This window comes from Pseudomonas sp. MOIL14HWK12:I2 (assembly GCF_000510745.1).
GTDB classification, from domain to species: Bacteria; Pseudomonadota; Gammaproteobacteria; order Pseudomonadales; family Pseudomonadaceae; genus Chryseomonas; species Chryseomonas oryzihabitans.
Genome location: NZ_AZOA01000019.1, coordinates 40,387 through 48,249, shown reverse-complemented (window position 1 = coordinate 48,249; position 7,863 = coordinate 40,387). Strand labels below are relative to the sequence as shown.

General features: G+C 69.3%; 8 protein-coding genes. All 8 read right to left on the bottom strand.

The window, feature by feature from the left end:
• Positions 1 to 202: 202 nt before the first annotated feature.
• The 8 genes from PSK12I2_RS0115975 to PSK12I2_RS0115940 all read right to left on the bottom strand — a co-directional run bounded on the left by PSK12I2_RS0115975 (position 203) and on the right by PSK12I2_RS0115940 (position 7,674).
• Complete coding sequence (locus PSK12I2_RS0115975; protein ID WP_027599162.1) at positions 203 to 571, bottom strand: hypothetical protein; 369 nt, start codon at positions 569 to 571, stop codon at positions 203 to 205.
• A gap of 104 nt (positions 572 to 675) precedes the next feature.
• Positions 676 to 1,584 (bottom strand): LysR family transcriptional regulator, encoded by a 909-nt coding sequence (locus PSK12I2_RS0115970; protein ID WP_027599161.1) that lies wholly within the window; start codon positions 1,582 to 1,584, stop codon positions 676 to 678.
• A 54-nt stretch (positions 1,585 to 1,638) separates the two neighbouring features.
• Positions 1,639 to 2,262 (bottom strand): isochorismate family cysteine hydrolase YcaC, encoded by a 624-nt coding sequence (gene ycaC / locus PSK12I2_RS0115965; protein ID WP_007161541.1) that lies wholly within the window; start codon positions 2,260 to 2,262, stop codon positions 1,639 to 1,641.
• A gap of 44 nt (positions 2,263 to 2,306) precedes the next feature.
• Positions 2,307 to 3,902 carry an MFS transporter gene (locus PSK12I2_RS0115960; RefSeq protein ID WP_037007782.1) on the bottom strand — a complete coding sequence of 532 codons (1,596 nt, stop codon included), beginning with the start codon at positions 3,900 to 3,902 and terminating at the stop codon, positions 2,307 to 2,309.
• An 11-nt stretch (positions 3,903 to 3,913) separates the two neighbouring features.
• Entirely contained in the window at positions 3,914 to 5,755 is a 1,842-nt protein-coding gene (locus PSK12I2_RS0115955; RefSeq protein WP_027599159.1) for an amidohydrolase, read from the bottom strand.
• 52 nt (positions 5,756 to 5,807) lie between these two features.
• On the bottom strand, positions 5,808 to 6,626 hold the full coding sequence (locus PSK12I2_RS0115950; protein WP_027599158.1) for an alpha/beta fold hydrolase: 819 nt from the start codon (positions 6,624 to 6,626) through the stop codon (positions 5,808 to 5,810).
• The gene (locus PSK12I2_RS0115945; protein WP_027599157.1) at positions 6,623 to 7,252 is read right to left on the bottom strand and encodes an antibiotic biosynthesis monooxygenase; all 630 of its coding nucleotides are present in this window, start codon (positions 7,250 to 7,252) and stop codon (positions 6,623 to 6,625) included. The genes PSK12I2_RS0115950 and PSK12I2_RS0115945 overlap by 4 nt, the downstream gene beginning before the upstream one ends.
• Positions 7,249 to 7,674, bottom strand: a complete 426-nt coding sequence (locus tag PSK12I2_RS0115940) for a DoxX family protein (protein WP_027599156.1) — start codon at positions 7,672 to 7,674, stop codon at positions 7,249 to 7,251. Before PSK12I2_RS0115940 ends, PSK12I2_RS0115945 begins: the two co-directional genes overlap by 4 nt.
• Positions 7,675 to 7,863: the final 189 nt, after the last annotated feature.

Below are 7,863 nucleotides of genomic sequence, written 5' to 3'. Positions count from 1 at the left end.
CCCTCTCCCGGAGGGAGAGGGGGTTATTCGAGCAGGCGTGCAGCTCCATCGGAAACGTAGCCTGGAAAACGGCGCAGCCTTTTCCAGGGGTGAGGTCGTTGCGCAGGGGTGCCCTCACCCCAACCCTCTCCCGGAGAGAGAGGGGGCTAGCCGAGCCGGTGTTCAGCCGCGGCAGGATGCTAGACAGCCTACGGAGCTAGCCTCAGCCCTCGCTGACCGGCAGCCGGCGCACGAAGTTGCCCACCCGCCAGGCCAGTTGTTCGCCCTGGCACTGCACCAGCAGGTTGCGCACCGGGTAGGACTGGCCGGCGACGCTGGCTTCGGCCTGGGCTTCGCTGGCGCCGTCCAGGTGGTTGCGGGCGAGAACCTGATAGCTGCCGGTGGCGCAGCGCGCCGCGGCTTCGCCCGCGCAGCCGGACCAGCTGCCGAAGACCCCGTTGCACTGCACCAGGTAGGCCGTGCTGCCATCCCTGAGGTAGGCGTTGTGGGAGCTGGCGCAGCCGGCCAGCAGGGCGAGGAAGCCGGCGCAGGCCAGCAGGCGGAGGGTATTGCGAAGGGCGGCGAGGTTCATGGGAGTGGCTCCAAACAATATGGAGCCATCCTAAGAAGCCAACCCCCTCCCCCATAAATCGTACCGGCGGATAGCGCTTATCGACGACGCTGATGGCCGCGGCGCTAGGGGTTCTCGCCCATGAATCTGATGATCTCGCCGCGCAGCCAGCGCTCGCCCGGATCCTGGTCCTGGGCCGCGCGCCAGACCAGCGACAGCTTGGCCGGGACGATGGGAAACGGCGGTTCCTCAATGCGCAAGCTGCCACTGGCGGCCAGCGCCCGGGCTGCGTAGTCGGGCACCGTGGCGAGCAATTCGCTACCCGCCAGCAGGGCGCCGAGGCCGTTGAAGTGGGGTACGCCCAGGGCCACCTTGCGACTGCGGCCGAGGCGCGCCAGGTCGTCGTCGATGTTGCCGCAGAGATCGCCGGACATGGACACCAGCACATGGGGCCGGGCGCAGTAGTCGTCCAGGGTCAGGGGCGCGGGATCGCGGTCGGCGCGGACCACCAGGGCGCGGATGTGCCTCAGGGTACGGCACTTGGCGTTGGCCGGCAGCTGGGTGGTGTAGCTGATGCCCAGGGAGACCTCGCCACTGGCCAGCAGCCCGGGCAGGAGCAGGAAGTTGGCGTTGCGCACCACCAGCACGCAGTGCGGCGCCACCTCGCGCAGATGGGCCAGCAGCGGCGGCAGCAGGCCGCATTCGACGTCGTCGGACATGCCCAGGCGAAACACCGCGCGACTGGCGCCGGGGTCGAAGTCGTCGACCTCGCTCAAGGCATTGGACAGGCCGTCCAGGGCCGGGCGCAGCCGTTCGAGAATGGCCAGGGCGCGCGGCGTGGGCTCCATGGCGCGACCGCTGCGCACCAGCAGGGGATCGTCGAAGAACTGTCGCAGGCGCACCAGGGCGGCGCTGATGGCCGGCTGGCCAAGAAAGAGCTTTTCCGCGGTGCGGGTGAGGTTGCGCTCGTGCATCAGGCTTTCGAACACCACCAGCAGGTGCAGGTCGATGCGGCGCAGGTCGTTGCGGTTCACGGCATCCCTCCGCGAAGGCCAGGCGCCGGGAGAGGCGCCTGACCTTCGTTTACCTTACTTGGCGGCCAGCTTGGCGTAGCTGGTCATCAGGTTGCGGTAGTTGGGGATGTGGTTGGACAGCAGGGCGCCCAGGCCCTCGATGTCGTTGCGCCAGTCGCGGTGCAGTTCGCAGGCCACGCTGAACCAGTTCATGAGCTGCACGCCAGCGGCGCTCATACGCGCCCAGGCGGCCTGCTGTACGGTCTTGTCGAAGGTGCCGGAGGCATCGGTCACCACGAAGACGTCGAAGCCTTCGGCGATGGCGGCCAGCGCCGGGAAGGCCACGCAGACGTCGGTCACCACACCGGCAATGATCAGCTGCTTGCGGCCGGTGGCCTTGATGGCGGCGACGAAGTCCTGGTTGTCCCAGGCGTTGATCTGGCCGGGACGGGCGATGTACGGCGCCTCGGGGAACAGCTCGATCAGCTCGGGCACCAGCGGTCCGTTGGGGCCCTGCTCGAAGCTGGTGGTGAGGATGGTGGGCAGACCAAAGAACTTGGCGCTGTTGGCCAGGGCCAGGACGTTGTTCTTGAAGTCGCTGGGGGTGAAATCCTGCACCAGGGAGATCAGACCGGCCTGGTGGTCGATCAGCAGGACGACGGCATCGTTCTTGTCGAGACGGTTGTAGGGCTTGCTCATGGTGGAGTCCTCGGGGGTGGTGGTTGATGAGGTAACGGGCTGTGCTAGGCGCCGCCCAGGAGATGGCGGATGGCGATGGGTACGCCGGGGGTCTGGTATTGCCGCGCCGCCGCTTCCAGGCGCTGTTCGCCCTGGGTGACGCGGTGGTGGTGGCGCAGGTGCTCCAGCCAGGATTCGTCGCAGAAGAATTCCTGCCAGCGGCGCGGCTCGGCGCTGTCCTGCAGCAGCGCCCAGGAGAAGGCGCCGTTGCGCCGGCGCATGGCGCCCACCGCCTGCATGGCCTGGCGAAAGGCCGGGCCGTGCTCGGGGGCGATGTCGTATTCCAGGGTGACCATCACCGGGCCGCGCTCGCGGTCCAGGGAGTCGTCGAGGATGGGCGCCGGCCAGTGCAGCGAAGGCGCGATGTCCGCCGCCGGGGTGACCGGCAGGCGCAGGCGCCAGGTCAGCGCGATGCCAACCAGCAGCACCCCGGCCGCCGCGCTCAGCGCCACGCTCAGGGAGAAATGACTGGCCAGGGCGCCCCAGAGGAAGCCGCCCAGGGCGCTGGTGCCGAAGAACACCAGGATATAGACGGCCAGGGCGCGGGCGCGCACCCAGGCGGGTACGGCGGTCTGGGCGGCCACCTGCAGGCTGGAGAGCACGGCGATCCAGGCCAGGCCGCTGGCCAGCATCACCGGCAACAGCCAGGCGAAGTCGCGGATCCAGGCCAGGCCGAGCAGGACCAGCGCATAGAGGGCACTGGCGCCGGCCACCAGCAGGTCGCTGGAGAGTCTTTCACGCAGGCGCGGCAGGAGCATGGCGCCGCCGATGGCGCCCAGGCCGACACAGCCGAGCAGGATGCCGAAATCCAGGGCGGTGCCCTGCAGGGCCTGGCGTACCAGCAGGGGCAGCAGGGCCATGCCGGCACTGGCGCCGAGGAAAAACGCGGCGGTCCGGGCCAGCACCACCTGCAGCTGGAGCGAGCTGCGGGCATAGCGGAAGCCGACCCGGACGGCGCCCAGCAGGCGCTCCGCGGGCAGCACGGCGGCTGCAGGTTGGCGTCGCCAGGTCAGGAGCGCGACGATCACGGCAAAAAAGGAAACGGCGTTGAGGGCGAAGGTCAGCCAGGGACCGGCCAGGCTGACCAGCACCCCGGCCAGGGCCGGGCCGAGGGCGCGGGCCACGTTCATGCCCAGGCTGGACAGGGCGATGGCCGCGGGCAACTCGCTCTTGTCGACCAGCTCGGGGGTCAGCGCCGACCAGGCCGGCAGCATCAGCGCGGTGCCCACGCCCATCGCCAGGGTCAGGCCCAGCAGCAGCGGTACGGTCATCCAGCCGGCCAGGGTCAGGCCGGCCAGGGCCAGGGCCACCGCGGCCATCCACAGCTGCACGCCGAGCAGATAGCGGCGCCGGTCGACGATGTCGGCCAGGGCGCCGGCCGGCAGCGCCAGCAGGAACATCGGCAACGCCCCCGCCACCTGCACCAGGGCCACCGCCAGGGGGCTGGCGGACAGCGAGGTCATCAGCCAGCCGGCGCCCACCTCGTGCATCCAGGTACCGATGTTGGAGGCGATGCTGGCCAGCCACAGCCAGCGAAAGGTGCGCTGGCGCAGCGGCTGCCAGGGCGAGGCGGCGTTGGGAGTCACGGCGGCGGCGGTCATGGCGGCGCTCCTCAGAAGCTGAAGCAGGAGCAGCCGAAGGCGCCCCAGAAGCCACTGAAGTCGCTCACCGGCACCCGGCTCTGGCGCGCCCGCTCATGGCCGTGGCCATGCACGGCACAGGCACCGGCGCACTGGTGCACGGCGGCCTGCAAGGGCGCACCGGGTTTCCAGTGACCGGGCACCTTGACCACCGGCGACCAGTCCGGGGTGACCGGCAAGGGCGGCGGACCCAGACGATCGAATTCCTCGGCGCCATGGACGATGCGGCCACCAACCACGGTGAGCACCGACTCCAGGTGCTTGATGGCCTCTTCCTCGACCGTGAAGAAGTCCGCCGAGAGCACCGCCACGTCGGCCAACTGGCCCACCCGCAGCTGACCCTTCTTGCCCTGCTCCGAGGAGAACCAGGCACTGCCCTGGGTGAAGAGTTGCAGGGCAGTGGCCCGTGGCAGGCCTTCCTGATAGAGCGCAAGACCGCCGACGGTGCGGCCACTCACCAGCCAGTACAGCGAGGTCCAGGGGTTGTAGCTGGAGACGCGGGTGGCGTCGGTTCCCGCGCCCACCGGCACGCCGGCGGCGAGCATGCGCTGGATCGGCGGGGTCTGTTCGGCGGCCTGGGCGCCGTAGCGGTCGACGAAGTATTCGCCCTGGAAGGCCATGCGGTCCTGGATGGCGATGCCGCCGCCGAGCGCCTTGACCCGCTCGATGTTGCGCGGGCTGATGGTCTCGGCGTGGTCGAAGAACCAGGGCAGGCCGTTGAAGGGCACGTCGCGGTTGACCCTCTCGAAGACGTCGAGCATCCGCGAGATGGATTCGTCGTAGGTGGCGTGCAGGCGGAACGGCCAGCGCTGCTCCACCAGGTGGCGCACCACGGGCTCCAGATCGGCTTCCATGGTGGGCGGCAGGTCCGGACGCGGTTCGAGGAAGTCCTCGAAGTCGGCCGCCGAGAAGGCCAGCATCTCGCCGGCGCCGTTGTGGCGGAGGAAGTCGGTGCCCTGGTGCAGGGTGACGCTGCTGGTCCAGTTCTTGAAGTCGGTCAGCTCTTCCTTGGGCCTCTGGGTGAAGAGGTTGTAGGCGATGCGCACGGTGAGCTGGTCGGCGTCGGCCAGTTCCTGGATCACCTGATAGTCATCCGGGTAGTTCTGGAAGCCGCCGCCGGCGTCGATGGCGCTGGTCAGCCCCAGGCGATTGAGTTCGCGCATGAACTGGCGGGTGGAATTGACCTGGTATTCCAGCGGCAGCTTGGGTCCCTTGGCCAGGGTGGCGTAGAGGATCATGGCGTTGGGCCGGGCGATGAGCATGCCGGTGGGCTCGCCGCGAGCGTCGCGCTGGATCTCGCCGCCCGGGGGATTGGGGGTGTCCCTGGTGTAGCCCACGACCCGCAGGGCGGCGCGGTTGAGCAGCGCCCGGTCGTAGAGGTGGAGTATGAACACCGGGGTGTCCGGCGCCGCCTGGTTGAGTTCGTCCAGGGTCGGCAGGCGCCGCTCGGCGAACTGGAATTCGTTCCAGCCGCCCACCACCCGCACCCACTGGGGCGCCGGGGTGCGCTCGGCCTGGTCCTTGAGCATGCGCAGGGCATCCGCCAGCGAGGGCACGCCCTCCCAGCGCAGCTCCAGGTTGTAGTTGAGACCGCCACGGATCAGGTGCAGGTGGGAGTCGTTGAGGCCGGGAATGGCGCGGCGCCCGCGCAGGTCGACCACCTGGGTGGCCGGGCCGCGATAGGCCATGACGTCGCTGTCGCTGCCCACGGCGATAAAGACGCCGTCCCTGATGGCGACCGCGGTCGCTTCGGGGCGCTCGGGATCGACGGTGTGGAGCTTGCCGTTGTGCAGGATCAGATCGGCGTGTTGCATGTGGCCTCCGGGACCAGGATCAGAAGCCCGGGCGCAGGGCGCCCGGGAAGGTTCAGCGGGCGACGAAGGCCAGCAGGTCGCGGTTCAGCTGCTCGGCGTGGGTCACCGCGAAGCCGTGGGGCGCGCCGGCGTACACCTTGAGTTCGGCGCCGCGGATCAGCTGGGCGGCGAGCTTGCCGGTGGTTTCGAAGGGCACCACCTGGTCGGCGTCGCCGTGGATCACCAGGGTGGGTACGTCGACCTTGGCCATGTCCGGGCGGAAGTCGGTTTCCGAGAAGGCGGTGACGCAGTCCAGGGTGCCCTTCAGCGACGCCAGCAAGGCGATGTTGAGGGTCTGGGTGAAGACGCCCGCGGAGACCTCCTGGCCCTGGTTGGTGCCATAGAAGACCGGGGCGAAGTCGGCGAGGAACTGGGCGCGGTCCTTGAGCAGACCACCACGGATACCGTCGAAGACGCCCTGGTCGACGCCCTGGGGGAAATCCGGCTTCTGCCCGAACAGCGGGGTGACGGCGCCGAGCAGCGCCAGCTTGGCGACCCGCGCCGAACCGTGGCGCGCCAGGTAGCGGCTGACGTCGCCACCGCCCATGGAGAAGCCCACCAGGGTGACGTCGCGCAGGTCCAGGTGCTCGATCAGCTCCTTGATGTCGTCGGCGAAGGTGTCGTAGTCGTAGCCGTTCCACGGCTGGCCGGAGCGCCCGAAACCGCGGCGGTCGAAGGCGATGGCGCGATAGCCGTTGGCGGCCAGATGGTGCATCTGGTAGTCCCACATATCGGCGTCAAGCGGCCAGCCGTGGCTGAACAGCACGGGCTTGCCGCTGCCCCAGTCCTTGAAATAGATCTCGACGCCGTCGCGGGTGGTAAAGGTGCTCATGGTTGTTCGCCTCTAGCGGTGGGGGGAGTGGAAAAGGCGCCCGAGCGGGCGTTGAGCCAGGGCGCGCACAGGCGGCTCACCCTCGGCATGATCAGGAACACCACCAGCGGCACGATGCACAGGGTGATCAGCAGGTTGCTGGGCACCGGGCCGGCCAGCAGCGGATAGCGCGCGAACAGCGGCTGCCACAGCGGCGGGATCAGCATCGTCAGGGGCGCGATGACCAGGTAGGTGAGCACCGCCTGCTTCCAGGCCGGTGGCGGGCGCACGCCGGGGCGTGGCGGCTTGAACCAGAATTCGGCGTCGGCATGCACCTCGGGCGCATCGGCCTCGCGCAGCAGCGGCGCCACCTCGGCGATCAGCGCCTGGCGCTCCGGCGAGGCCAGCCAGGCCTGCAGTTGGTCGACGTCGGCGAAGCGCACCAAGGTGGTGAAGGCGGCGCCCTCCTCGGCCGGCGGGATGACGTCCACACCGAGGTGACCGCAGGCCGCGCGGGCGACGCTGACGGCGCGCTGCAGCCAGCGCTGATAGGCAGCCTGTTGACCGGCCAGGGGCTGGTGGCGGATCACCAGGGTGACGATGCGGCCGTGCGCCTGGTGCAGGTCCTGCCCGAGCGCGGCGCTCATGACAGGGCCCTGGCGAAACCGCCCTGGGCGGCGTGACGCCTGGCCAGCCGCGCCTCCAGCGAGTAGCGACCCGGTCCGGTGAGTGCCAGGGTGCCGAACAGCACCAGCAGCAGCCAGCCGAACTGACCCTCTTCCAGCGACCACTGCGGATGCACCACCAGCAGGGCGATCAGCAGCAGCCCCAGGATCGGCAGGCAGGCCAGGCGCGTCGCCCAGCCGAGGGCGATCAACAGCGGGCAGAGCACCTCAGCGAAGACGGCGAAACCCAGGGTCGGCCAGGCACCCAGGTGCAGCGGGTCCTCGATCAGCCCGAGCTGCTGGCGGAAATGCAGCGCCTTGGGCAGGCCGTGCACCGCCAGGAGCAGTCCGGCGCCACCCAGGCGCAGGAACAAGAGTCCCAGATCCAGTCGCGTCTCGCGCATGGCCCATCCTCCTGATGAGAGAGTCGGCTGCGAGAAAAGCCCCGCGCCGTCGATGGGGGGACTTTCGCCCGGACGACGGCTGGCGGCCTTGGACGTCTGTGCTGGTTTTTGTACGCCTGTGCTGTGGCGTATGGCTGAAAGGATTCAAGTCACAACAGCGGCCTGAACGTGCTGAACAGTCAACTCATG